This window comes from Variovorax sp. GW821-FHT09B05, from assembly GCF_059418265.1.
Genome location: NZ_JBWKPN010000015.1, coordinates 43945 through 68736 on the forward strand (window position 1 = coordinate 43945; position 24792 = coordinate 68736).

The 24792-nt window shown below is 70.3% G+C and carries 18 protein-coding genes; 7 read left to right on the plus strand and 11 right to left on the minus strand.

From position 1 onward, the window contains the following. Positions 1 to 7: 7 nt before the first annotated feature. From AC07RM_RS31080 to AC07RM_RS31110, 7 genes are all read right to left on the minus strand, one after another. Positions 8 to 745 carry an SDR family oxidoreductase gene (locus AC07RM_RS31080; protein WP_495336954.1) on the minus strand — a complete coding sequence of 246 codons (738 nt, stop codon included), beginning with the start codon at positions 743 to 745 and terminating at the stop codon, positions 8 to 10. 163 nt (positions 746 to 908) lie between these two features. Further along, on the minus strand, positions 909 to 2435 hold the full coding sequence (locus AC07RM_RS31085) for an FGGY-family carbohydrate kinase (RefSeq protein WP_495336955.1): 1527 nt from the start codon (positions 2433 to 2435) through the stop codon (positions 909 to 911). Beyond that, entirely contained in the window at positions 2432 to 3565 is a 1134-nt protein-coding gene (locus tag AC07RM_RS31090) for an alcohol dehydrogenase catalytic domain-containing protein (RefSeq protein ID WP_495336956.1), read from the minus strand. The genes AC07RM_RS31085 and AC07RM_RS31090 overlap by 4 nt, the downstream gene beginning before the upstream one ends. 153 nt (positions 3566 to 3718) lie before the next feature. Next, entirely contained in the window at positions 3719 to 4699 is a 981-nt protein-coding gene (locus AC07RM_RS31095; RefSeq protein WP_057592549.1) for an ABC transporter permease, read from the minus strand. Beyond that, positions 4696 to 6195 (minus strand): sugar ABC transporter ATP-binding protein, encoded by a 1500-nt coding sequence (locus AC07RM_RS31100; RefSeq protein ID WP_495337030.1) that lies wholly within the window; start codon positions 6193 to 6195, stop codon positions 4696 to 4698. The genes AC07RM_RS31095 and AC07RM_RS31100 overlap by 4 nt, the downstream gene beginning before the upstream one ends. A 44-nt stretch (positions 6196 to 6239) precedes the next feature. Then, entirely contained in the window at positions 6240 to 7160 is a 921-nt protein-coding gene (locus AC07RM_RS31105) for an ABC transporter substrate-binding protein (protein ID WP_057592548.1), read from the minus strand. A gap of 111 nt (positions 7161 to 7271) precedes the next feature. Further along, a complete protein-coding gene (locus AC07RM_RS31110; RefSeq protein WP_093354231.1) occupies positions 7272 to 8171 on the minus strand; it encodes a helix-turn-helix domain-containing protein in 900 nt (299 codons plus the stop codon). Between the two features lie 340 nt (positions 8172 to 8511). Between AC07RM_RS31110 and AC07RM_RS31115 the strand changes: the two genes are divergently transcribed. Further along, entirely contained in the window at positions 8512 to 9762 is a 1251-nt protein-coding gene (locus tag AC07RM_RS31115; RefSeq protein ID WP_495336957.1) for a CaiB/BaiF CoA transferase family protein, read from the plus strand. A 13-nt stretch (positions 9763 to 9775) separates the two neighbouring features. On the opposite strand, the gene AC07RM_RS31120 is transcribed toward AC07RM_RS31115, so the two are convergent. The 4 genes from AC07RM_RS31120 to AC07RM_RS31135 form a co-directional block, all read right to left on the minus strand. Continuing rightward, entirely contained in the window at positions 9776 to 10033 is a 258-nt protein-coding gene (locus AC07RM_RS31120) for an acyl-CoA-binding protein (protein WP_057592544.1), read from the minus strand. An 89-nt stretch (positions 10034 to 10122) separates the two neighbouring features. Further along, positions 10123 to 10878 (minus strand): GntR family transcriptional regulator, encoded by a 756-nt coding sequence (locus AC07RM_RS31125; RefSeq protein ID WP_093354236.1) that lies wholly within the window; start codon positions 10876 to 10878, stop codon positions 10123 to 10125. After that, positions 10875 to 12632 (minus strand): glycerol-3-phosphate dehydrogenase/oxidase, encoded by a 1758-nt coding sequence (locus tag AC07RM_RS31130; RefSeq protein ID WP_495336958.1) that lies wholly within the window; start codon positions 12630 to 12632, stop codon positions 10875 to 10877. The genes AC07RM_RS31125 and AC07RM_RS31130 overlap by 4 nt, the downstream gene beginning before the upstream one ends. Further along, positions 12629 to 14155 carry an FGGY family carbohydrate kinase gene (locus AC07RM_RS31135; protein WP_495336959.1) on the minus strand — a complete coding sequence of 509 codons (1527 nt, stop codon included), beginning with the start codon at positions 14153 to 14155 and terminating at the stop codon, positions 12629 to 12631. Before AC07RM_RS31135 ends, AC07RM_RS31130 begins: the two co-directional genes overlap by 4 nt. A gap of 177 nt (positions 14156 to 14332) precedes the next feature. Between AC07RM_RS31135 and AC07RM_RS31140 the strand changes: the two genes are divergently transcribed. From AC07RM_RS31140 to AC07RM_RS31165, 6 genes are all read left to right on the plus strand, one after another. Beyond that, complete coding sequence (locus tag AC07RM_RS31140; protein WP_057592540.1) at positions 14333 to 15385, plus strand: substrate-binding domain-containing protein; 1053 nt, start codon at positions 14333 to 14335, stop codon at positions 15383 to 15385. Further along, positions 15382 to 16905, plus strand: a complete 1524-nt coding sequence (locus AC07RM_RS31145) for a sugar ABC transporter ATP-binding protein (protein WP_495336960.1) — start codon at positions 15382 to 15384, stop codon at positions 16903 to 16905. The genes AC07RM_RS31140 and AC07RM_RS31145 overlap by 4 nt, the downstream gene beginning before the upstream one ends. A 107-nt stretch (positions 16906 to 17012) precedes the next feature. After that, a complete protein-coding gene (locus AC07RM_RS31150) occupies positions 17013 to 17942 on the plus strand; it encodes an ABC transporter permease (protein WP_208509805.1) in 930 nt (309 codons plus the stop codon). Further along, positions 17939 to 18919 carry an aldo/keto reductase gene (locus tag AC07RM_RS31155; RefSeq protein ID WP_495336961.1) on the plus strand — a complete coding sequence of 327 codons (981 nt, stop codon included), beginning with the start codon at positions 17939 to 17941 and terminating at the stop codon, positions 18917 to 18919. The genes AC07RM_RS31150 and AC07RM_RS31155 overlap by 4 nt, the downstream gene beginning before the upstream one ends. A 50-nt stretch (positions 18920 to 18969) precedes the next feature. Continuing rightward, positions 18970 to 19833: a class I fructose-bisphosphate aldolase gene (locus tag AC07RM_RS31160; protein WP_296795346.1), complete on the plus strand. Its 864-nt coding sequence runs from the start codon at positions 18970 to 18972 to the stop codon at positions 19831 to 19833. A gap of 153 nt (positions 19834 to 19986) precedes the next feature. Continuing rightward, positions 19987 to 24702: a LamG-like jellyroll fold domain-containing protein gene (locus AC07RM_RS31165; RefSeq protein ID WP_495336962.1), complete on the plus strand. Its 4716-nt coding sequence runs from the start codon at positions 19987 to 19989 to the stop codon at positions 24700 to 24702. The last annotated feature ends 90 nt before the right edge of the window (positions 24703 to 24792 follow it).

Consider the following 24792-nt stretch of genomic DNA (forward strand, 5'->3'; position numbering starts at 1 on the left):
CGCCGTTTCAGGCGATGGTGTAGCCGCCGTCCACCGGCAGCGATGCGCCGCTGATCATCGACGCGCCCTCGCTCAGCAGGAAGAGGATCGGCGCGACCACTTCCTCCACGCGCGCGAAGCGCCCGAGCGGAATGCCCGCGATGGCGGCCGCGCTCTTGGCCGGATCGGCCCAGGCCTGCGCGGCCATGGGCGTGAGGGTGACGGTGGGATTGACGCTGTTGACGCGGATGCCGTGCGGCCCGAGTTCGAGGCACAGCGAGCGCGTGATCGCATCGAGCGCGGCCTTCGAGGCGCAGTAGCAGAGGTGGTCGTCGAGCGCGACCAGCGCGGCCTGGCTCGAGACATTGACGATGCTGCCGCGCACGCCGGCCGCGGCCATCGCCTTGCCGCAGCGCGCGGCGACCAGCGCGGCGGCACGCGCATTGACGGCCATGACGGCATCGAAGCTCCGGGCCTGCAGCTCGAGCGCCGGTTCGAGCAGCGCGATGCCGGCGCAGTTCACGACCAGGTCGAAGGCGGGGAGCTTTGCCAATGCCTGGTCGAGGGCTTGCGGGTCGGACACGTCGAGCACGAGTGGGGTGCAGCCGGTCTCCACTGCCAGCTCGTGAAGGGCTTCGGCGTTGCGTCCCACGGCGGTGACTGCGGCGCCCAATCGTGCGAGCTGCGTGGCCACGGCCTGGCCGATGCCGCTGCTGGCGCCGGTGACCAGGGCTTTGCGGTTGCTGAAATCGAAGGTGAGGGTCATGTCGGGTGGCTCTTGTTCGGGGGGCGTGCACAGGACAGCGGGTACTTCCCTCCGCGAATGTCCCCCGGCCTTCGGCCTCCTCCTTGATTTCGCTGCGGGAAGCACCCGCTGCCCTGTGCACGGGAGGCGTGGCGGTAGTTCGGTCGGTGCAGTGGGTGTGCGTTCATTGGAGCCGGTGCATCGCATCGCGCAATGCGGGGTACAGCGACTTGTATATCTCGAAGCGTTCGCGGTAGATCGCCTGCGCTTCGGGCTCCGGCCTTGCGCGTTCCACCAGCGTGACCCAGCCTCGCTCGGCCGTCGCCGCATCGACCAGCCCCGCGCCCAGCGCCGCGAGCATTGCCGCGCCGAGGGCAGCCTCGACCTCTTCCTCGATGGTGAACACGGGGTAGCCGGTGATGTTGGCCACGATCTGCATCCAGAGGTCGGAGTGGGCCGCGCCGCCGACCACGATCAGGCGCGGGTCCAGCGGCTGGCCGCTTTGGCGTCCGGCCTCGATGTTGTGCTGCAGCGCGAAGCTCACGCCCTCGAGCACGGCGCGGTAGAGGTGGGCGCGGCCGTGCGCGAGCGAGAGGCCGATGAAGGCGCCCTTGGCCTGCGCATCCCAGATCGGGCTGCGCTCGCCCATCAGGTAGGGCAGGAACACCAGGCCCTGCGCGCCCGGCGGCACGTCGACGGCCTGGCGCTCGATCAGCGCATGCGCGTCCTCGCCGGTGCGCGCGGCCTCGGCCAGCTCGGCCTGGCAGAAGGTGTCGCGAAACCAGGTGACGGCCGCGCCCGCGGCGATGGCGCCGCCGAACACATAGCTGCGGTCCGCGCCGCGGTACACGTGCGGCATGCCGATGAGCCGGTGGCGCGCATCCACGCTCGGGCTCACGAAGCCCCAGCACATGCTGGTGCCGATCATCGCGACGTGGTCGCCGCTGCCGGTCACGCCCGCGCAGAAGGTGGCCACCGCGGCATCCACGCCGCCGCCCATCAGGGGCATGCCTTCGGCGAGGCCGAGCCGCGCGGCCCATTCGGCCTTCAGGCCGCCGACCACGTCGCTCGATTCGACCAGCCGCGGCGGCATCATGCGCGCCGGAATGCCCAGCATGCCGAGCGCCTCGTGGGACCAGCCGCGCCGCGCCGCGTCGTACACGCCGCCGATGTTGCCGGCCGAGCTGTGGTCGACCGCGAGCTCGCCGGTGAGGCGCCAGTTGACGTAGCTGTTGGGCGGCAGGAACCAGCGCGTCTTCGCCCACACCTCGGGCCGGTGCTCGCGGAGCCACAGCATCTTGGTGTAGCCGTAGTAGCTGTCCACGCCGTTGCCCGTGATCGCCTGCAGCTTCTCGACGTCGACCGTCGCGTTCACCGCATCGACCTGTGCGGTGGCGCGGCGGTCCATCCAGATCAGGCAGGGGTGCAGCGGCTGCATGGCCTCGTCGACCGGGATGCCGGCGCCGCCATAGAGGCTGCTCACGCACATCGCGGCGATGTCGCCCGGCGCGACGCCGCTCTTCGCGACGCAGGCGCGCACGCTCTCGCACACGGCATCGAACCACACGGCGCAGTCCTGCTGCGCCCACAGCGGCTTCGGCGTCTCGGGCTGGTAGGCCACGCCGGCCTGCGCGCGCACGCGCCCGTCGATGCCGACCAGCAGGCACTTGGTGCTCTGCGTGCCGATGTCGACGCCGATCACGTACTTCATGGGGCGGTCCGCGGCTGCGGCTTGAGCAGCACCTTGATCGAGTCGAGCGAGTTGGCGAGCGCGAAGGCGCGTTCCCATTCGGTCAGCGGGAAGTCGTGCGTGACGATGCCCTTCGAGGTCACGAGCCCGCGCGCCAGCAGGTCGATGGCGATCGGGTAGCAGTAGGGCCCGAGGTGGGCGCCGCGCACGTCGAGCTCCTTGCGGTCGCCGATGATCGACCAGTCGGCGCTGGTCTCCGAACCGAAGACGCTGAACTCGACGAAGCGGCCGAGCTTGCGGATCATCTCCAGGCCCTGCGTCACGCCGATCGGCGCGCCCGTGGTCTCGATGTAGACGTCGCAGCCATAGCCTTCGGTCAGGCCCTTGACGATGGCGTCGGCGTTCTCCGTCTTCGGGTTGATGACGACGTCGGCGCCGTACTGCTTCGCGAGCGCGAGGCGCTCGGGCACGAGGTCGATCACGATCAGCTGCCTCGGCGTCTTGAGCGCCGCCACCTGCGTCATCATCAGGCCGAGCGGACCGGCTCCCGCGATCACCACCACGTCGTCGAGCTGGATGTCGCCGCGGTTCACGGTATGGATCGCGCACGACAGCGGCTCGATGATGGCCGCGTCCTCGAGCGCGATGCCATCGGGGATCCTGTGCACGCGCGCGGTCGGCGGCAGCCGCATGTAGTCGGCCATGCCGCCGTCGGCCACGATGCGCTGGAAGCCGAAGATGTTGTGCACCTCGCACATCCAGTACTTGCCCGAGGTGCAGAAGCGGCACTTGCCGCAGGGCACGATCTGCTCGGCGATCACGCGGTCGCCCTTGCTGACGCCGAAGTGCTCGGCCGCGCCTTCGCCGAGCGCCTCGACGTAGCCGAAGAACTCGTGGCCCGGGATCACCGGCGGCTTGACCCACGAGGGCTGGCCGTCGCCGCCCCAGAACATCTTCGCGCCCGAATGGCACTTGCAGTCGGAGGCGCAGATGCCGCAGGCCGCGATCGAGATCAGCAGTTCGTTGGCGCCGATGGCGGGCACCTCGACGGTCTCGAGGCGGTAGTCCTTGGGGCCGTGGCAGACGACAGCCTGCATGGCGAGTTGGGCTATGGCGCCCGTGCTGCCGGACTGGAGCTTTTGATAAGACATGGGTTCCTTGTGAGGAGAGAGGGTTGGGTGTTTCTCCCTCCCCCGCTGGGGGAGGGCCGGGGTGGGGGCACGCAGCCTCCCGAACGAGCGCCGCGTGCCCCCATCCCGGCCTTCCCCCAGAGGGGGAAGGAGCAAGGCGGAAGAGGGAGGGGTCTAGCGCTTCGCTTCGCGGCTGATGAAGATCGCGAGCAGCACGATGCCGCCCTTGATGATCAGTTGCAGGTACGGCGACACGCCGATCATGTTGAGCCCGTTGTTGAGCACGCCCAGCAGCAGCGCGCCGACGAGGGTGCCGACGATCGCGCCGCGGCCGCCGGCGATCGAGGTGCCGCCCATCACCACGGCGGCGATGGCGTCGAGCTCGAAGCCCACGCCCACGCCGGGCTGGCCGCTGGTCACGCGCGAGGCCTGCACGATGCCGGCGACCGCGGCCGTGAAGCCGCTGAGCGCATACACCAGCAGCTTGTAGCGCGCCACCCGCACGCCCGACAGCCGCGTCGCTTCCTCGTTGCCGCCGATGGCGTAGACGTAGCGGCCGAAGGGCGCCATGTTCAGCAGCACGTAGGCCGCGAGGTAGGTGGCGAGCATGAGCAGGATCGGCACCTTGATGCCCGCGAGCGTGCCGCCGCCGAGGAAGGCGAAGGACTCGGGCAGGCCGTCGATCGGGTAGCCGCCGGTGTAGATCAGCGCGATGCCGCGCGCGATGCCCATGGTGGCCAGCGTCACGATGATCGGCGGCATGCGCAGGTAGGCCACGCAGTAGCCGTTGAACAGGCCGATGACCGCGCCCACGGCCAGGCCCAGCGGCACCGCAAGCAGCGGCGGCAGCCCGAACTGCACCATCAGCCCCGAGGCCAAGGTGCCCGACAGCGCCACCACCGCGCCCACCGAGAGATCGATGCCGCCGGTGAGGATGGCCGCGGTCATGCCGACCGCGATGATGGCGTTGATCGAGGACTGCAGCGCGATGTTCTGCAGGTTGCCCCAGGACAGGAAGTTGTCGGTCGCGACGATCATGAAGACCGAGATCGCGACCAGCCCGACCAGCGGCAGGAAGGCCGTGGAGCGGCGCAGCTCGGTGAGGAATCCGCCGGCGGGAGCGGGCGGCGCGGGATGGCTGGCGGTGGCGTTCATGGCGAACCCCCTGTGGTTGCGTGGCGCATGATGTCGCCGGAATGGATGGAGGCGCCCTCGAGCGTGGCCACGATGGACCCGCCCGAGAACACCGCGACGCGGTCGCACATGCCGACGATCTCGGGCAGCTCGCTCGAGATCATCAGCACCGCCTTGCCCTGGCGCGTGAGCTCGCGCATCAGGGCGTAGATCTCGGCCTTGGCGCCGACGTCGATGCCGCGCGTGGGCTCGTCGAAGATCAGCACCTCGCAGGAGTGGCCGAGCCAGCGCGCGATCACCACCTTCTGCTGGTTGCCGCCCGAGAGCGTGGCCACGCGGGTCTCGAGGTCCGGCGCCTTCACGCCCACGCGGCGCGCGAGCTCGGCGGCCTCGCGCTTCTCGGCGCCCTCGCGCACCAGGCCCGCGCGGCGGTGCCGGCCCAGGTTGTTGAGCGTGATGTTGAAGCGGATCGTGAAGTCGGTGATCAGCCCCTGCACCTTGCGGCTCTCGGGCAAAAGGCCGATGCCGTGCGCCAGCGCCTGCGTGGGATCGTCGAGCCGCACGGGCGTGCCGTTGCGCAGCACCGTCTTGCGGTGCGCGCGGTCGGCGCCCATCATGCCGAGCGCGAGCTCGGTGCGGCCCGAGCCGACCAGGCCCGCGAAGCCGAGGATCTCGCCCGCATGCAGCTCGAAGGCGTTGACCGGCCCGCCCTTCGCGAGCTGGATCGCGGGCACCTCGAGCAGCTTGCGCGCGCCGGCCGCATGCGGTGCCGGTTGCGGCTTGGGCGGAAAGCTCTGCTCGATGCGCCGGCCCACCATCATCTCGACCAGCGCGTCGATGTCGGTCGCGCCGACCTCCGCATGGCCCGCGTTGGCGCCGTCGCGCAGCACGCTGATGCGGTCGCAGACCTCGAAGATCTCGTCGAGGTGGTGCGAGATGAAGATCATCGCCACGCCCCGGTCGCGCAGCGAACGCATGATCCGGAACAGGTGGTCCGCCTCGTTCGGCGTCAGCGTGGCGGTCGGCTCGTCGAGCACCAGCAGGCGCGCCTTCAGCGACAGTGCCTTGCCGATCTCCACGAACTGCTGCTGCGCCACCGAGAGCCGGCACACCGGCACGCGCAGGTCGATGCGCACGCCGAGCTCGTCGAACAGCTGCTGCGCCGCGCGCCGCATCGCGGACTTGTCGATCAGGCCGAAGCGGCGCGTGGGGTAGCGCCCCAGGAAGATGTTCTCGGCCGCGTCCAGGTGTGGGATCAGGCTGAACTCCTGGAAGATGATCCCCACGCCCGCCGCGATGGCGTCGGCATAGCCCGCGAAGCGGCGCTCGCTGCCGTCGATGTAGATGCGGCCCTCGTCGGCCTGGTGGATGCCGCAGAGGATCTTCATCAGCGTCGACTTGCCCGCGCCGTTCTCTCCGAGCAGCGCATGCACCTCGCCCTTGCGGATCGAGAGGTCGATGCCCGAGAGCGCCTGCACGCCGGGAAAGCGCTTCGAGACGCCCTCCAGCCGCAGCATCTCGGCGGTGTCGTTCGTGGTCACGGCCAGGGTCCGCCCGCGCCTTACCAGCTGAAGCTCTTCGCGCCTTCGGCGTCGATCAGCTTCACGTCGACCGGCACCGCCGCCGGCACGTTGGCGCCCCACTTCTTCGCGAGCGCGATGCCGATGGCCAGCCGGATCTGGTCGCGCGGGTACTGCGCGGTGGTGGCGATGAACTTCGAGCCCGGCTTCTGCATCGCCTTGATGGCCTCGGGCGCGCCGTCGACGCTGGTGAGCTTCACGTCCTTGCCGCTGGCCTCGATGGCCGCGAGCGCGCCCATCGCTCCGCCGTCGTTGACGCTGAACATGCCCTTCAGGTCCTTGTTGGCCTGCAGGATGTTCTCGGTCACGGTGAGCGCGGTGGCGCGTTCCTGCTTGCCGTTCTGCGTGCTCACCACCTTGATGCCCGGGTACTTGGCGAGTGCCTCGCGGCAGCCCTTCACGCGCTCGAGGATCGGCACCACCGGAATGCCGTCGAGGATCGCCACGTCGCCCTTCTCGCCGATGGCCTTGGCCAGGTGCTCGCAGGCCAGCCGGCCCGCGTCGGTGTTCTTCGAGCCGACGAAGGAGTCGACCGGGCCCTGCGCGTTGGCATCGACCGCCACCACCACCAGCCCGGCCTTCTTGGCCGAGCGCACCGCCGACTGCACGCCGGTGGAGTCGGTCGGGTTCAAGAGCAGGATGTCGACCTTCTTCTGGATCATGTCCTCCACGTCGCCGATCTGCTTGGCCACGTCGTGGCGCGCGTCGGTCGCGACCACGCTGGCGCCGATGCTCGCGGCCGCTTCCTCGAGCGCCTGCTTCATGGTCACGAAGTAGGGGTTGTTGAGCTCCTGGAAGCTCATGCCGATGCGCAGCGGCTGCTTCGGCGCCTGGGCCTGCGCGGCGGAGGCGGCGCACAGCAGCGCGGCGAGGGTGGCGGTGGCGAGGATGTTCTTCTTCATGGCATGTCTCCTTGGGTGATGACGGTTGAAACGACGCGGGCAAGGCTTCGCCCCGCGCGGTGCCCGGACGGGCCCGCGCCGATGGCGATGCGGGAAACGGGGGCGGGCCGCCTACGGCGGGCTGGCGCCGCGCAGGTGCGCGGCCTGCGCCGCCTGCATGCGGTGGAAGTTGCGGAACTTGGTCGGCGGCATGCGCTTGTGCAGCAGGAACTGCCGGTTGAAGTTCGACACGTTGTTGAAGCCCACGTCCATGCAGACGTCGAGCACCGGCTTCTCGCTGCTGGTCAGCAGCTCGCAGGCGCGGCTGATGCGCAGCCGGTTCACGTAGCGCACGAAGGACTGGCCCGTGTGCTTGCGGAAGGCGCGCGAGAAGGCGCTCGGGCTCTGGCCCACCAGCTCGGCCAGCATCGGCTCGCGCAGCTCGTCGCCGAGGTTGGCCGCGATGTGGGCCAGCACGTTGTTGATGGCGTGCGACATGAAGGCCTTGGGATCGGGCTTGAAGGCCGGGCTCGCGAGCCGCTGGCGGTCCTGGCTCGCGGCCAGCAGCTCGAGCAGCGACAGCAGCAGGATCACGCGGCGCAGCCCGCGCGCCTCGAGCAGCGCCTCCATCAGCGGCTTGGCGGCCGCCGCGGTCTCGGCCGAGAACAGCAGGCCCGCGCCCGACTCGGCGATCAGCGGCGCGATGCGCGCGAACTCGGGGAAGCTCGCGGCCATGCGCTGCACCAGGCCGGCCGGGAACTGGATCACGATGCCGCGCCGCTCCACGCTCTGGCCCGCGGGCACGTCGCTGATCCAGTTGTGCGGCAGGTCGGGGCCCATCATCACGAGGTTGCCGGGCTCGAAGTGGCCGACGTGGTCGCCCACGAAGTACACGCCCTGGGTCTCGACGATGAGCTGGATCTCGTACTCCGGATGGAAGTGCCAGCGCACGGTGCGGTAGGGATAGCCGTGGGCCCAGCAGGCGAACGATTCGTCACCGCGGACTTCGACGATTTCCAGATCGGGTTGCATGGGGCTCGGTTTCCTTGTCTCTGCCGCTGGGCGGTTCTTCGGGATGCGTGACAGCTGGGGCGGACTGTACGAATCGCTCCCGATGCCAACAACCAGAGATGGCGGCTCGAATCGATACTTTTTTGATGCGAGGGCGAGGGCGGGTGGCGTGCATCGCGGCCCGCGCTGCGGCGCAGCAAAGGGCTTTCTCCCCGAGGGAAACGGCCTGGGCGGGCCTGGATTGTTGCGGCGCGGAAGGGCGGCCGCGACCGCGCCTTGCCAGCGTCAAGAATTCATAGGTGTTTTCCCGCCCCGAAGCCTCGCGGAACCCGCGCGACGGCGCGCGGCACACTCGCAGGCCATGACGACATCCACCGCTTCCTCCTCCGCTCCCGCCGCCGGCCCGCTCGCCGGCCTCAAGGTCATCGAGCTCGGCCAGCTGATCGCCGGCCCCTTCGCGGCCCGCACGCTGGCCGACTTCGGCGCCGAGGTGGTCAAGATCGAGCCGCCGGGCGCGGGCGATCCGCTGCGCAGCTGGCGGCTGATGAAGGACGGCACCTCGGTCTGGTGGCAGGTGCAGTCGCGCAACAAGCGCTCGCTGGCGCTCGACCTGCGCGAGGCCGAGGCGCAGGCCATCGTGCGCCAGCTCGCGGCCGAGGCCGACGTGCTGATCGAGAACTTCCGCCCCGGCGCGATGGAGGGCTGGGGCCTGGGCCCCGAGGCGCTGCTCGCGGCCAATCCCGCGCTCGTGATGCTGCGCATCAGCGGCTATGGCCAGACCGGGCCCTACCGCGACCGGCCGGGCTTCGGCGTGGTGGCCGAGGCCATGGGCGGGCTGCGCCACCTCACGGGCGAGCCGGGCCGCGTGCCGGTGCGCGTGGGCGTGTCGATCGGCGACACGCTGGCCTCGCTGCATGGCGTGGTCGGCGTGCTGATGGCGCTGCAGCACCGCCATGCCACCGTGAGCGCCGAGCATCCCAAGGGCCTGGGCCAGGTGGTCGACGTGGCGCTTTACGAGGCCGTCTTCAACTGCATGGAGAGCCTGCTGCCCGAGTACGGCGCCTTCGGCGCGGTGCGCGAGGCCGCGGGCAGCGCGCTGCCGGGCATCGCGCCGACCAATGCCTACCGCTGCGCCGACGGCGGCTATGCCATCGTCGCGGGCAATGGCGACAGCATCTTCCGCCGCCTCATGGGCTGCATCGGCCGGCCCGATCTGGCGGCCGATCCCGCCCTGGCGAACAACACCGGCCGCGTGGCGCAGGTGGAACTGCTCGACGCCGCCATCGGCGACTGGGCCGCCAGCCGCACGGTCGACGAGGTGCTGGCCGCGCTCGATGCCGCGCACGTGCCGGCCGGGCGCATCTACACCATCGCCGACATCGCGGCCGACCCGCACTACGCGGCGCGCGGCATGCTGCAGCGGCTGCGCATGAACGACGGCAGCGAGCTGTCGGTGCCGGGCTTCGTGCCCAAGCTCTCGCGCACGCCGGCCGCGCACCGCCTGAACGCGCCCGCGCTGGGCGCGGACACCGACGCGGTGCTCGAGGAGATCGGATTGACCGCCGGCCAGATCGCGGCGCTGCGCGAGCGCGGGATCATCGGCGGGGCGTGAGGGAAGCCGGCGCTCAGCCGCGCAGCGACTCGATCAGCGCGATGTACTGTTCCTTCGCCTCGTCGCCGCTCAGGCCCTTGCGCGAGGTCCAGGCATCCCACTTGGCGCGCGCGACGATGTCGCTGAAGCTGGGCTTCTTGGCCGTGTTGTCGCCCTCGGTCGCCTGCTTGAACAGGCCGTAGATCTTCAGCAGCGTGGGGTTGTCGGGGCGTTCGGCCAGCAGCTTGGAGTTGGCCTGGGCGGTCTGGAAGCGTTCGTCGAGGTCGGACATGGCGGGGGATGCGTAGGTGGGTGGAAGGAGTCGGGCATCTTACTGACCCGACAGTCACCCGCGTTCGAGCCCGCGCCGCGTGAAGGGCCTCAGGTCGTGGTCTGCACGTGCAGCCGGCTCGACTTGCAGCGGTGCAGCGCGCGGTAGTGCTCGAGCGGCCGGCCATTGAGCCCGTAGGCGATCGACTCGATGCGCAGCAGCGGCTCGGGCGCGGGCAGGTTCAGCAGCTCGCAGGTCTGGGCGTCGGGCAGCACGGCGTCGATCCAGCGCTCGGCGCGCACCAGGCGCAGGCCGTACTGGCGGCGCAGCACGTCGTAGAGCGAGCGGTCTTCCAGCCGGATGCGGTGCAGGCCCGGCGCCATGTCGGCCGGCACCACGGTCTCGACCAGCAGGCGCAGCTCGCCGTCCACGCTGCGCAGGCGCTTGAGCGCGACCACCTGCGTGTCCTCGGTCAGGCCGAGCGCGCCGGCCTCGAGCGCGGTGGGCAGGCGCAGTTCCTGGGTCAGGATCTGGGTGCGCACCGAGCGGCCCTTGCGCTCCATCTCGTCGGAGAAGCCCAGCACGGTGGAGACGAAGTCCTCGTCGCGCTCGCGCGCCGCGACGAAGGCGCCGCGGCCCTTGATCTTGTAGATGAGGCCGTTGCGCACCAGGTCGGCCAGCGCCTCGCGCACCACGATGCGCGAGATGCCGTACTGGTCGCCGAGTTCGGCCTCGGACGGCAGCTTGGCGCCGATCGGCAGTTCGCCCTGCAGGATCTGCAGGCGGACGGCGTCGCGAAACTGGGCCCACAGGGGCGATTCGGAATTCCGGTCGAGGGCGGGCGCGGTCAAGGTCGGGCTGTTCACGTGAGGACGGGCTTCGAGGCCATCAATGATGCATCCAAAGGGGAATCCGCGGCCGGGGCGGCGGTCTGCAGGCGCACGCCGTGGCGTTCGCGCAGCGCGGTGGCGCAGGCATGGAGCTCCTCGCGCTGGCGCTGCGCATCCCAGCCCAGGGCCTCGGCCGCGATGCCGGCGATCTCGGCCAGCGCGGCGTCGGTGACCTGGCCGCGGATCGCCAGCAGGGTGCGGCGCACCACCAGGTCCGACAGGTGGATCACGCCGGTCTCGAGGCACAGGTAGCCGATCTCGGCCACCGAGTGGTCGGGCGCATGCCGCAGCGGCACGTCGCCCGAGGCCGCGAGTCGTTGCGCCAGCGGCAGCGCCTTGGCGCCGTAGCGCGCGAACAGCGCCTGGGCGCGGCGGCGGCTCGCGCCGGTGGCCATCAGGCGCTCGAGCAGGCGCTCGGTGGCGGCCGCGTCGGCCGGGAACTCGGCGCCGCCGCCGATCGGCAGCATGTCGGTGGAGGCGGTGCGCGCGCGGCCGAGGTGGCGCAGCACCGCGTCGGTGGCCTCCTCGGCCAGCGCGCGGAAGGTGGTCCACTTGCCGCCCACCAGGCAGACGATCGGGATGTCGCGCGTGGCATTCGGCGGGTCGATGGCCACCGAGTGGTCGCGCGAGATCTGGCCCGGCTTGTCGGCATCGGAGCGCGCCAGCGGCCGCACGCCGACATAGGTGTAGACCACGTCGGCCGGGTCGAAGGCGAGGTTCGGGAACACCTCGCGCAGCACCTCGAGCAGGTAGTCGACCTCCTCGGGCTCGGTGGCGATCTGGTCGGGGTCTTCCACCGGGATGTCGGTCGAGCCGACCAGCACGCGGTCGAGGAAGGGATAGACGATGCACACGCGCCCGTCCATCGCCTCGAAGTAGGCCATGCGGCCGTCGAGCGCATCGCGCAGCGCGGGATGGTCGAGCACCAGGTGCGAGCCCTTGGTGCCCATCACGCGCGGGCCGCCGCCGCCGAGCACCGCGGTGCTGCGGTCGAGCCAGGCGCCGCTGGCATTGACCACCGTGTCGGCCGTCACGCGCACCAGCTCGCCCGTGATCTCGTCGCGCAGGGTGAGGATGTTGCCGGCGCAGCCCATCACGCGGCAGTGGTTGACCGCGGTGGAGCGCGGCTGGTCGCGGCAGGCATCGGCGATCAGCTCGAGGATCAGCCATTCGGGATGGCTGATCCAGGCATCGAAGAAGGTGGCGGTCCAGCGGATCGCCGCGCGGAACAGCTGGCGGTCGCGCGGCGGCACGCGGTCGATGCGATGGCCCGGCATCACGCGCTGGCGCCGGCCCAGCAGGTCGTAGAGACGCAGCCCCAGCGCCACCGCGAGCAGGCCGCGCGTGCGCGGCGAGGCCGGCCGGCCGAGGAAGCGCAGCGCGCTGCCCAGCATGCCGCCGAACAGGCTCGCGAGCGGCACCACCGTCTTCAGCGGCTTCACCAGGTGCGGCGCGTTGCGCAGCAGCAGGTTGCGTTCGCGCGTGGCCTCGGCCACCAGCGAGAAGCTGCCGTTCTCGAGGTAGCGCAGGCCGCCGTGGATCATGCGCGAGGGCGCGCTGCTGGCGCCGGCGCCGAAGTCGCCCTTGTCGACGATCAGGCAGTCCACGCGCTGCAGCGAGAGGTCGCGGAACACGCCCACGCCGTTGATGCCGGCGCCGACGATGACGGTGGAGAAATGGCGTCCGGCGAGCGAGGCGGGACGGGTGAAGGGCAGTTGCCAGGCGCTCATCGTGCGGAATCCGGCATGCGGGTGGTGCCGGTGGTCAGGGTGAAGGCCGGTGCGAGGCTGTCGAGCAGCGCATCGAAGCCGGCCAGGAAATCGGCGCAGGCCGGGATGTCGCCCGCTTCGGGCGCGAGGGTCTCGCAGGGCGCGAGCAGGTGGGCGTTGGCGGGCGCGTCGAGGTCGAGGCCCTGCGAGATGGCGGCATAGAGCGCCGCGCCGCGCGCGCCGGTCTCGTCGTCGCCGCAGCGCGCGACCGGCCGGCCGAGAAAGCCGGCCAGCAGCCGCGCCAGCCGGGCGTCGCGCGCGCCGCCGCCGAGCATGGTGAGCGCTTCGGGCAGCAGGCCGTGGGCCGCGAGCCGGCCCAGGTGGCGCGCATGCAGCGCCACCACCGCGTCGACCACCGCGCGCGCCATGTCGGCGCGGCCATGGTGGCTGCGCAGGCCGACGAAGCCCGCGCTCGCGCCTGGCGGCGCGCTGCCCCCGTTGACGAAGGGCAGGAAACGCACGCCATGCGCGCCCAGCGGCGAGCCCATGGCGGCATCGATCACGGCCTGTTCGCTGCCGAAGCCCAGCGCCTCGGCGGCCCAGGCGATGTTGGCCATCGACGAGGGGCTGTTCTCCATGTAGAGCCGGCGCTCGGCCGGCCCGAAGTTCACCACCGCGGCCACCGGCGGCTTGGGCGCGCCCACGGGCGTGGCCGGGCCGATCGCGGCATTCACGCTCCAGGTGCCGAACACCGCCACCGCATGGCCGCGCGCCTCGGCGCGGATCGCGGTCATCGAGGCCAGCAGGTCGATCGCGCCCATGGCCACCGGCACGCCCGCGGGCAGGCCGCAGGCCGCGGCCTGAGCCGGCAGCAGCCGGCCGAACACCTCGCCGCTGGGCACGATGCGCCCGAGCGTGCGCGGCGACAGGTCCGACAGGCCCGCGGCGTCGAAAGCCTGCTGCGACCAGCGGCCGCTGGCCAGCGAGACCAGCCCGGCGGTGCTCGCGTCGCTGAGGTCGGTGGCGGTCTCTCCGGTCAGCAGGAAGCCCAGGTAGTCCTTGGCGAACAGCAGGCGCTGCAGTTCGCCGCGCTGCACCGCGTCGTGGCCGAACAGCTCGGCCGCGATCAGCGTCGGCTGTCCGGGCCAGGGGCCGCAGCCCACGTCGTCGAACAGCGCGGCGCCGTGGCTTTGCGCGAGCTTCAGGGCGCGCGCGGTGGCGCGCTGATCGGTGGAGGCGACCGCGCTGCCGCCGACGAGGCGGCCCGCGCCATCGAGCGCATAGAGGCCGGCGCCGTGGCCGGTGCAGCCGATGGCGCGCACCGCGGCGGCCAGCGGGCCGAGCTGGCCCGCGATGGCGCCGAGCACGCGGCCCAGCGCCGCATGGATCGCCGCCTCGGCCACCTCGCAACCGCCGCCGGGGCGCCGGTCGTGCGGCAGCGCGGCGCGCGCCAGCGCCACCGTGCGCCCGCTGTCGGCATCGAGCGCGAGCGCCTTCAGGCTGCTCGACCCCATGTCTATACCCAGGTAGATGTTCGTTGTCATGTCATAACAGCTTCGGGCAATTTGGTTCGGATCGCAGTAGCGTTTCCCCTAGTATTCCAGCCAAAACGAGCCGCATACATTCTGACCTGTCATGACAACATGCATGACGCCAAGAGATCCAAAGCCACCCTCCAAGGCGGCCCATCTGCCAGGTCTGAGCAACACGAGGAGACAGAAGTGAGAAGAGATTTCCTGAAGTCCGCGGCGGCCGCCGCAGCCACCACCGGCCTGGGCCTGGCCGGCTCCAGCGCCTTCGCCCAGCAGCCCGCCGCACCGGCCGCCACCGGCCTGCGCGGCAACCCGAACGACGTCTACGTGATGAACGTGATGGTCTCGGGCGTCGAGTACTGGTTTCCGGTCTACGAAATGATGAAACAGCTGGGCCGCACGCTGGGCGTGCGCACCCGCTACACCGGCACGCCCGAGTACGACGTGAACAAGCAGCTCGCGTCCTTCGAGCAGGAACTCGCGCGCAAGCCCGCGGGCATCCTGCTGCACCCGATGAACCCCGACCCGTTCATCGAGCCGATCAACCGCGCGGTGGCGGCGGGCATCCCGGTCGTGACCTTCGCGGCCGACTCGCCGAACTCCAAGCGCGCCTCGTTCATCACCTCCGACAACGACCGCGAGGGCACGCAGGCGGCCGACGCGATCGCCGCCGCGCTCGGCGGCAAGGGCGAGTACGCGGTGCTCGAGAACCCGGGCCAGGACAACCACGACCGCCGCATCGCCGCCTTCGTCAACCGCATGAAGACCAAGCACCCGGGCATGAAGCTCGCGGGCCGCGCGGCCAGCAACCAGGACCCGAGCAAGGCCTACCAGGCGGTGCTGAGCCTGGCGCAGGCCAACCCGAACCTGGGCGCGCTGTTCATGCCCGAGGCCAACTCGGCGCTCGGCGCGGCGCAGGCCAAGATCGAGTCGAAGAAGAACATCCGCGTGATGTGCTGCGACGTCAACGCCAAGATCCTCGACATGATCAAGGCCGGCGACGTGTTCGGCGCCATCAATCCCAACCAGGGCATGCAGGGCTACATGGGGATGATGATGCTGTTCCTGGCCAAGAACCCGCAGCTCATCGATCCGATGAACGACGCCAAGCGCAACGGCACCAACCCGATGTCGGTGCCCTTCCTCGACAACGGCCTGTCGGTGGTGAGCAAGGCCAACGCCGACGACTTCTACTGGGACAAGTACCTGGCGCGCCGCGGCACCAAGGGAATCGGCGAGTGAGCGACGACCCGAAGCCGCTGCTCTCGCTGCGCGGCATCAGCAAGCGCTTCGGCGCTTCGCGCGCGCTCGCGGGCGTGGACTTCTCGCTGCGTGCCGGCGAGATCCACGCCCTGTGCGGCGAGAACGGCGCCGGCAAGTCGACGCTGATGAACATCATCGACGGCATCCACCAGCCCGACGAGGGCACGATCGCGCTCGACGGGCTGGATGTGCGCATCGACGGCCCGGCCCATGCCATGCGGCTGGGCATCGGCCTGGTGCACCAGGAGATCGCGCTGTGCGGCGACGCCACCGTCGCCGAGAACATCTTCATGCCCGAGATCAACGCGGGCGGCCGCGCCTTCATGGACTACGGCGGCCTCAACGCGCGCGCCGCCAAGGTGCTGCGCCGGCTCGGCCAGGACATCGACCCGGCCGCGCGCGTCGACGAGCTCGGCATCTCGAGCCAGCAGCTGGTGGAGATCGCCAAGGCGCTCACGCTCGACTGCAAGGTGCTGATCCTCGACGAGCCCACGGCCGCGCTCACCGAGCTCGAGTCGGCCGCGCTGTTCCGCGTGCTGCACGACCTCAAGGCGCAGGGCATCGGCATCATCTACATCAGCCACCGCATGGCCGAGATCTTCGCCAACTGCGACCGCGCCACCGTGCTGCGCGACGGGCGCAACGTGCACTGCGGCCCGCTCGCCGGCACCACGCCCGACGAGCTGGTGCGCCGCATGGTGGGCCGCGACCTCGGCAACTACTACCCGCCGCGCGCCACGCTGCCCGAGGCGCCCGAGACGCTGCTGCAGGTGGACGACATCGCCGATGGCGAGCGCGTGCAGGGCATCTCCTTCGCGCTCAAGCGCGGCGAGATCCTCGGCATCGCGGGCCTCATGGGCGCCGGGCGCAGCGAACTCGCCGAAACGGTGTGCGGGCTGCGGCCCGCGCGGCGCGGCAGCGTGCGGCTCGGCGGCAAGACGCTCGCGATCCGCAAGTACGCCGACGCGCTGCGCCACGGCATCGCCTACCTCAGCGAGGACCGCAAGGCCGCGGGCGTGTTCCTCGACCTGCCGATCGCGCAGAACGTCTGCGCGATGGCGCTGCGGCGCGTGAGCTCGCGCTTCGGCCTGATGGAACGCGCGGCCGAGCGCAAGCTGGCGCAGGACCTCGGCGCGCAGCTCAACCTCAAGTCCGACGGCGTGGCGATCGAGGTCGCGAGCCTGTCGGGCGGCAACCAGCAGAAGGTGGCGATCGCCAAGCTGCTGGCCACGAAGCCGTCGGTGCTGCTGATGGACGAGCCCACGCGCGGCGTCGACGTGGGCGCGAAATCCGAGATCCACCACATCCTGCGCGCGCTCGCGAACCAGGGCGTGGGGGTGATCGTGATCTCGTCGGAACTGCCGGAAATCATCGGTCTGTGCGACCGCGCGCTGGTGATCCGCGAAGGCCGGCTGGCCGGCGAGCTCGGCACGGCCGAGATGACGGAAGAGGGCCTGCTGCGGCTGGCCTCGGGACTGGGCGAACAGGAGATGCAGTGAGCTACCAATTCAGAATAGACGGCACCAACCCCGCGAGCACCGCCGGCACCGGCACGGCGGCGGGGGCCAAAGGAGACGCCGTGAACCTTCCCTTCCGACTCGGCAGCATGCGCGAGGCCGGCCTGCTGCTGATCATCGCGGTGCTGTGCGTGGGCATGAGCTTCGCGTCGCCGTACTTCCTCACCTGGGAGAACATCCGCGCGATGCTGCTGTCGTTCTCGATCGAGGGCATCGTGGTGGTCGGCATGACCATCCTGCTGATCGTGGGCGGCATCGACCTCTCGGTGGGCTCGGTGGTGTGCCTCGCGATGGTGATCACCGGCAAGCTGTTCCTCATGGGCGTCGACCCCTGGCTCGCGAGCGCGATGGCGATCGGCGCCAGCGCGATGATCGGCGCCATGATCGGCGGCTGCGTCACGCGCATCGGGCTGAACCACTTCATCGCCTCGCTGGCCTTCATGGTGATCGTGCGCGGGCTGTGCCTGGCCTTCACGCAGGGCACGCCGCAGTCGCTGTTCTCGCTGCCGGCCGAGTTCAAGTTCATCGGCCAGGGCACGCTGTTCGGCATCCCGGCCGTGATCCTGATCTTCGTCGCGATCGTCGCCATCAGCGACTTCGTGCTGCGCCGCGCCACCCTGCTGCGCAAGGTGTTCTACGTCGGCAGCAACGAGAAGGCCGCGCTCTATTCGGGCATCCGCGTGGGCCGCGTGAAGTTCTGGGTCACGGTGCTGTGCTCGGCCTCGGCCGGCCTGGCCGGCGTGATCTACACCGCGCGCTTCGGCGCCGCCACGCCCACCTTCGGCATGGGCATGGAACTCAACGTGATCGCCGCCGCCGTGATCGGCGGCGCCAGCCTCAAGGGCGGCTCGGGTACCGTGCTCGGCGCGGTGCTCGGCCTGGCGCTGCTGTCGGTGGTGACGAGCTCGCTGATCCTGCTCGACGTCTCGCCCTACTGGCAGGACGTGATCAAGGGACTGATCCTGCTCGTGGCCGTGACCATCGACCACCTGCTCAACGTGAGGAAGACCAAGAGATGAAGACGACGACGCTGGGACCGTCGGGCATACGCTGCTCGGCGATCGGCCTGGGAACCTGGGCCATGGGCGGATGGATGTGGGGCGGCGGCGACAACGCGGGCGCGACGCTGGCGATCCAGGCCTCGCTCGACGCGGGCGTGACGCTGATCGACACGGCGCCGGCCTACGGCCTGGGCCGCTCCGAACGGCTGGTGGGCACCGCCCTCAAGGGCCGGCGCCACGAGGCCGTGATCGCCACCAAGTGCGGCCTGGTGTGGCATACGCAGAAGGGCACGCACTTCTTCGAGGAGGACGGCCACCCGGTCTACCGCTACCTCGGCCGCGATGCGATCGCGTACGAAGTGGAGCAGAGCCTCGCGAACCTGCAGACCGACTACATCGACCTCTACATCACGCACTGGCAGGACGCCACCACGCCGGTGGCCGAGACCATGGGCGCGCTGCTCGACCTGAAGAAGCAGGGCAAGATCCGCGCGATCGGCGTGAGCAACGTCGATGCCGCCACGCTCGCCGAGTACCTGCGCCACGGGCCGGTCGACGCGGCGCAGGAGCGCTACAGCCTGATCGACCGCGAGATCGAGGCCACGCTGGTGCCGCTGTGCAAGGAGCATGGCGTGGCGGTGATGGGTTATTCCTCGCTCGCGCTGGGCCTGCTCGCGGGGCCGATCGATCCCTCGCGCACCTTCACGGGCGACGACCAGCGCGCGAGCAATCCGCGCTTCAGCGCCGACAACCGCGCGCGGCTCGCGGCCTTCTTCGCCGACCTCGAACCGCTGCGCGCCGCGCTGGGCTGCTCGTTCTCCGAAATGATGATCGCCTGGACGCTCGAGCACGGCGCCGTCTCGCTGTCGCTGTGCGGCGCGCGCAACCGGCAGCAGGCGATCCAGAACGCCGCGGCCGGCTCGGTCGCGCTCGGCGCCGACGCGCTGCTGCAGATCGATACCGCCGCGAAGCGGCACCTGGGCGCGCTCGGCTGAGACGCGTCCCGCCCCTCGAACCATCTTCCACCTTCAAGGAGTTCTTTCGTATGTCGAAAGGCAAAGAGGTCCGCATCGCCCGCCTGCTGAAGGCCGGCCGCGGCCTGGACATCGCGCTCGATCACGGCGTGTGCAACGAGCCCAGCTTCCTCGACGGGCTCGAGGACATGCCGGGCGTCATCGACCGTCTGGTGGCCGCGGCGCCCGATGCGATCCAGCTCAACTACGGCCAGGCCGACCTGCTGCAGCTGCGCCCGGGCCGCGAGCGGCCGGCGCTGGTGATGCGGCTGGACATGGGCAATCCCTACAACGCCACGCGCCACCGCTCGATGTGGGCCGTGCTGCAGAACGAGCACGACCCGGTGCTGCCCGCAGTGCAGATGGACGCGGCCTGCGTGGTCGTCAACCTGTTCATGCTGCCCGACGAGCCCGAGCTGTTCCGCCAGTGCGTGCAGAACATCGCGCGCGTGCGCGCCGACTGCGACCGCTACGGCATGCCGCTGATGATCGAGCCGCTGGTGATGCAGGCGCACGGCGCGGGCCGCGGCGGCTACATGGTCGACGGCGACGCCGAGAAGATCGTGACCCTGGTGCGGCTCGCGCGCGAGATGGGCGCCGACATCGTCAAGGCCGACCCGACCAGCGACCCGAAGGACTTCCACCGCGTGGTGCAGGCCGCGCGCTGCCCGGTGCTGGTGCGCGGCGGCGGCCGCGAGGACCTGCAGCAGGTGTTCGCGCGCTCGCGCGTGCTGCTCGACCAGGGCGCGGTGGGCATGGTCTACGGCCGCAACGTCTACCAGCACGCCAATCCGTCCGCGGTGGTGAGCGCGCTGATGGCGATGATCCACGAGGGCGCCAGCGCGGAAGCGGCCTGGGCCCTCTACGAATCGGGCGGCGCGGTGCGAAGCCGATAGCGCGGCTGTAGGCGAACAGGTTTTTTTCGTCACGGCAGGCGACGCCCGTCGCCCGCCGGGATGCGCGCTGCGCGCGCATGTCGTGATTCGAGCCAGAGAAGAACGAGTCAGCAGATTCCCCTGCGAACTTCCAACAACACTTGGAGGCAAACGATGAAGATCCGGTATTACCTGATGGCATTGATGGTGCCGTTCGTCACCCTGTTGACGCACGCGGCGATCACCGGGGTCAGTCCGATGACGACCCTCGGCAACATGGCGACCGCGGTGTCCGAGGCCGTCGCCGATCCCCTCCCGCTGCAGGGGCCGGGGCTGGGCAACCTCACCTACACCTCGGAGGAACTGTTCAAGCCGGTGTCGGTGATCACCAGCCCGGCGCATCCGCTCGACCCCGCGCACAGCAGCGCCAACGAGTCGCGCGAGGTGCCCGCCACCTACCCGGGCCGCAAGGACTACGGCATGAACGCCGGCATCATGGTCAACGGCTATTTCCTCACGTCCTTCGCCCCCGACAGCGGCCTCGGCCCGGGCGGCTTCCTGCTGTACGACGTGTCGAACCCGCGCCAGCTCCGGCTCGTCAAGAAGATCTACGAGCCCGAGGGGCGCACCAGCGAGTTCCGCGAAACGCACTCCTTCGGCACCGCGCGGATCGGCGACAAGACCTACGTGGTGCTGCCCAGCATCAACGGCGTGGAGTTCTGGGACTTCACCGACGTCAACGACATCAAGCAGGTGAAGAAGCTGGCGCTGCCCGGTGTCAACGCCGGTGACTACGAGAACGTCGCCTGGCAGCTCTGGTGGCAGGCGCCCTACCTGTACGTGGCTTCGGCGGGCCGGGGCATGTTCATCGTCGATGCCGCCGACCCCGCGAACGCCGTGCTCGCCAACCGCGGCGCCGGCAAGTCCAACCCGGTGTCCACCGGCGAACTCGGCGGCTTTCGCATCGGCCCGATCTTCACGATGGGCAACCACATGGTGCTGACCGCGATGGAGAGCAACGGCGGCTTCGCGAGCCTCGATATCTCCGATCCGCTCAATCCCAAGGTGCTCGACTCCATCGTGGGCACCACGCCGTTCTACTATGCGACCTGCTTCGACGGCCGGAACCTGCATGTCTCCACCCGCAACAGCGGCGCGAAGATGTACAGCTACGACCTGAGCGACCGCTCGAAATTCGTGGCCGAGGACAACCGCCTGGTCATCGACGAGCAGCTGTACTGCGCCACGCAGGACCACTACGTGATCCAGGGCGCGCAGACGCGCATCCACAAGGTCGACGTGAGCAATCCGCTCAATCACGTGGAGGTGGGCCGCGGCAGCATCCTGCGCGAGGACGATCCGAACTTCTCGCATTCGGACAACGGCCAGGTCGCGATGTTCGGCAACCTCGTGTTCGTGGGCAACGACCACGGCTCGGGCAGCGGATTCGTCGTGCACCAGGTCGACCCCGACACCACCCGGCCCGAGGTCAAGCAGGTCTCGCCCGCCAACGGCGCGAAGCAGCAGGCGCTGACCTCGCGCATCGGCCTGGGCATGACCGACAACATCCGGCCCGAGAGCGTCAACGCCAACACCTTCATCGTGCGGCCCGTGGGCGGCAACACGCTCGCGGGCACCTACAGCGTGCAGCTCGGCATCGTCAACTTCCACCCCACGCAGCCGCTGCAGCCGGGCACCAGCTACGAGGTGTTCCTGCCGGCCAACGGCGTGAAGGACTATGCGGGCAACGCCATCGGCGCCGACTTCAAGTCCACCTTCAACACCGGCAACGCGGCCGAGGTGGGCCTGAGCTACCACTGGGCACTCAACGGCAAGCTCAGCGACCCGATCTCGAACAACGACGGCACGCCCGCCAGTGGCGACGCCTTCGAGAGCATCGGCCTGAACTTCGCGACCCGCGCCGGCGGCGTGCAGCTCAAGAACGACAGCGTGGCCACCGTGCTGGGCGGCACCGCCTCGCTGAGCTTCTACATGAAGACCACGCAGAACGGCAGCGCCAACGCCTGGACCGCGCCCGGCATCTTCGGGCGCGACCAGTCGGGCGGCGCCGACGACGTGTTCTGGGGCTGGCTCGACAACACCGGCCGGCTCAACCTGTCGGTGGCCAACGCGGCCACCAACAACCCGGGCACGCGCTCGACCTCGCCGGTCAACGACGGCAACTGGCACCACGTGGTGCTCACGCGCGACGCGGGCTCGGGCGCGCAGACCATGTACATCGACGGCGCCAAGACCAGCTCGAGCGGCCTCACCGGCGTGAAGGGCCTCGCGAACAAGTTCCAGTGGCTGGGCCAGATCCAGGGCAATGCCGACTTCTTCAAGGGCACGCTGGCCGACGTGCGGGTGTTCAACCGCGTGCTCGGCGACGCCGAGGTCGCGACCTTGCGCGGCCAGGCGGTCATCGGCGACCCCGGCATCGGCAGCGGGCCCAAGGTGGTCAACGGCACGCTGAACTTCAACCCGTCCACGCTCGGCAGCGGCGGCGCGCAGTTCCGCTGGAACTTCGGCAACGGCACGGTCACGGCCTTCTCGAGCCAGGCCGGCTACAGCTACACCTACACCACGCCCGGCCACTACACCGTGACCCTGACGGTGAAGGACAGCGCGGGCCGCGAGACCTACTACACCTACAACGTGACCATCATCGCGCCCGTCACCGCGAGCGCGCCGCGGCACACCGGCAACATCGCGGGCGACGCGAACCGGGTCTACGCGGTCAATCCCGACAGCGGCACGGTGGCGGCGATCGACGCCCAGAGCCTGGCCAAGCTGTGGGAGGTGTCGGTGGGCAGCGAGGCCAAGACGCTGGCGCTCGGCCCCGACGGCCGGGTCTGGGTCGCGGTGCAGGGCGAGGACAAGCTGGTCGCGCTCAACGCCGCCGACGGCAGCGTCTCGGTCACCGTGCCCTTCGACTACGGCAGCGGTCCCTACGGCGTGGTCTTCACGCCCGACGGCGCCAAGGGCCTGCTGACGCTGGAGAGCAAGTCGCGCCTCGTGAGCTTCAACCCGTCCACCGGCGCGGTCACGGCCACCCTGCCGCTCGACGGCACGGTGCGCGGCATCGCGGTCACGGGCGATGCGCAGATCGCCTACGTCACGCGCTTCAAGTCGAAGATGACCGGCGGCGAGCTCTACAAGGTCAACCTGGCCTCGATGAGCGCGCTGTCGACCATCGCGCTGCCGGTGGACACCACCACCATCGACACCGAGGCCGGCGCGCGCGGCGTGGCCAACTACCTGAGCCAGGTCGTGATCTCGCCCGACGGCAAGCGCGCCATCCTGCCCTCGAAGAAGGACAACATCGTGCGCGGCCGCTTCCGCGACGGCCGCGACCTGGTGCACGACCAGACCGTGCGCTCGATCCTGTCGCAGGTCGACCTGCAGTCGGCGGCCCACGTGGCCGGCGAGCAGATCGACTTCGACGACCGCGCGCCGGCGCGCGCCGCGCTGTTCTCGCCCGCGGGCGACTACATCTTCGTGGCGCAGATGGAAGGCAACCGGGTGGCGATCGTCGACTCCTACACGCGCTCGGTGCGCGGCGAGATCGACACCAGCAGCGCGCCGCACGGCCTGTTCCTCGACGCCGCGCGCAAGCGCCTGTTCGTCAACAACTTCCTCGCGCGCTCGGTGTCGGTGCACGACGTGGCGGCGGTGCTGGCCTCGGAGAGCAACGCGGCGGTCTTCGTGCGCAACGTGCAGACCGTGGCGACCGAACCGCTGGCCGCGGCCGCGCTGCGCGGCAAGCAGGTGTTCTACAACGCCGCCGACCGGCGCATGAGCAAGGACAACTACATCTCGTGCGCGAGCTGCCATGCCGATGGCGGCGACGACGGCATGGTGTGGGACTTCACCCAGCGCGGCGAGGGCCTGCGCCGCACCATCAGCCTGCAGGGGCGGCGCGGCACGAGCCACGGCAAGCTGCACTGGAGCGCCAACTTCGACGAGGTGCAGGACTTCGAGAACGACATCCGCAACGAGTTCGGCGGCACCGGCTTCCTGAGCAATGCCGACTACGCGGCCACCTCCAATCCGCTGGGCACGCCCAAGGCCGGACGCAACGCGCAGCTCGACGACCTCGCGGCCTACCTGTCGTCGCTCGACAAGTTCATGCGCAGCCCGGCGCGCACGGCCGACGGCAACCTCAGCGTGGAGGCCGCGCGCGGCCAGACGGTGTTCAACACCGCGCAGTGCGCGACCTGCCACACCGGCGGCACCTTCCGCGACGGCCAGCGGCACGACGTGGGCACGATCCAGCTCTCGTCGGGCAAGGGCGGCAACCAGCCGCTGGCGGGCGTGGGCTTCGACACGCCGACGCTGTCGGGCACCTGGAGCGTGACCTCGTTCTTCCACAACGGCCAGGCCGCCTCGCTGCAGGCGGTGCTCGACAGCGGCCACGGCAACGCCAACGGCCTGCCGCCGGCCGACGTGGTGGCGCTGCGCGAGTACGTGCGCTCGCTCGACACCGCGCCGCCGCTGGTCGCGCGCATCCGCTCCGACGCCAGCAACCTGTGCGTGAACATCAAGGGCGTGTCGACCGCCAGCGGTGCCACCGCGGTGCAGTGGCCCTGCGGCAACGACGCCAACGAGAAGTTCACCGTGACCAGCAGCGGCGGCTACGTGCAGTTCGTGGCGCAGCACAGCGGCCTGTGCCTGGCGCAGAGCGGCAACGCGACCACCAATGCCGCCGTGGTGCAACTGGCCTGCACGGCCGGCAATGCGACGCAGTGGACGGTGGTCGGCTCGACCCTGCGCAACCGCGCCTCCGGATCCTGCCTCGACGTCCCGAACGGATCCACCACGCAGGACACGGCCCTGATCACCTGGACCTGCAACGGCGGCAACAACCAGAACTGGACCCAGCTGCCCTGAGCGGGCGGCCTTGACCGGGGAGGGCGCGCCTGCGGGCGCGCTTTTTTTTGCGCCCGTCGGGCCTTGGCCAAGGTCGGGCGCGGGCGCGGG